Source organism: Acinetobacter sp. V116_7 (genome assembly GCF_056735735.1).
Genome location: NZ_JBWZIF010000006.1, coordinates 1 through 1,307 on the forward strand (window position 1 = coordinate 1; position 1,307 = coordinate 1,307).

1 protein-coding gene is annotated in these 1,307 nt (G+C 52.4%); it reads right to left on the bottom strand.

Annotated elements, in window-relative coordinates:
* Positions 1-1,307 (bottom strand): Ig-like domain-containing protein (locus AC1PJP_RS00670; RefSeq protein ID WP_479766359.1); only part of this gene is annotated, 1,307 nt, incomplete at both ends.

A 1,307-nucleotide genomic window follows, 5' to 3' on the forward strand; every position in this document is an offset into this window, starting at 1 on the left:
ACATCGCCTGTACCCGGGTTGCCTACTGTATCGGTGTAGCTACCATCAGCCACGGTAATGCTTGGTGCTGTGCCTGTACCATCTGGCGTGAACACTGCTGTCCAAGTGATGTTATCCGTTGTCGTCAATGCACCTAATGTACCGCCAACGAGGGTGATATCAGTTGCATCAAAGCCTGCCACTGCCTCACTGAACGTGAAGGTAATGTTCGCTGTTTCACCTGCCGCAAGTGCAAGGTCATCTGCGCTAATCGCAAGGGTTGGTGCTGTTGCATCAACAGTTACTGTGCCTGTCGCAGGTGTTGAAACGTTACCTGCTACATCCGTTGCAGTCACGCTCACTGTGTGCGGGCCATCTGCCAACACTGGAAGTGTATTGTCTGCAAGCGTCCAGGTACCGTCACCATTGTTGGTCGCATTGTAGTTGATACCATCTACGGTCACCACCACAGTCGCAGCAGGATCATCGATCGTGCCGGTCAACGCAGGTGTGGTGTCATTGGTAGATGCATCTGTGAAGCTCACGAGCGGTGCAACAAGGTCAACGATAAAGCCGTCTGTACCATCAAGTACATCGCCTGTACCCGGGTTGCCTACTGTATCGGTGTAGCTACCATCAGCCACGGTAATGCTTGGTGCTGTGCCTGTACCATCTGGCGTGAACACTGCTGTCCAAGTGATGTTATCCGTTGTCGTCAATGCACCTAATGTACCGCCAACGAGGGTGATATCAGTTGCATCAAAGCCTGCCACTGCCTCACTGAACGTGAAGGTAATGTTCGCTGTTTCACCTGCCGCAAGTGCAAGGTCATCTGCGCTAATCGCAAGGGTTGGTGCTGTTGCATCAACAGTTACTGTGCCTGTCGCAGGTGTTGAAACGTTACCTGCTACATCTGTTGCAGTCACGCTCACTGTGTGCGGGCCATCTGCCAACACTGGAAGTGTATTGTCTGCAAGCGTCCAGGTACCGTCACCATTGTTGGTCGCATTGTAGTTGATACCATCTACGGTCACCACCACAGTCGCAGCAGGATCATCGATCGTACCGGTCAACGCAGGTGTGGTGTCATTGGTAGATGCATCTGTGAAGCTCACGACCGGTGCAGTGGTATCAATCGTCACCACAGCTGTATCTGTTCCTGCATTACCTGCAGGGTCAGTTGCTGTCACGATAATCGTGTGTGGACCGTCTGTTAATACAGGCAGTGTATTGTCTGCAAGCGTCCAGGTGCCGTCACCATTGTTGGTCGCTGGATAGTTCACACCATCTACAGTCACCACCACAGTCGCAGTCGGATCATTCACTGT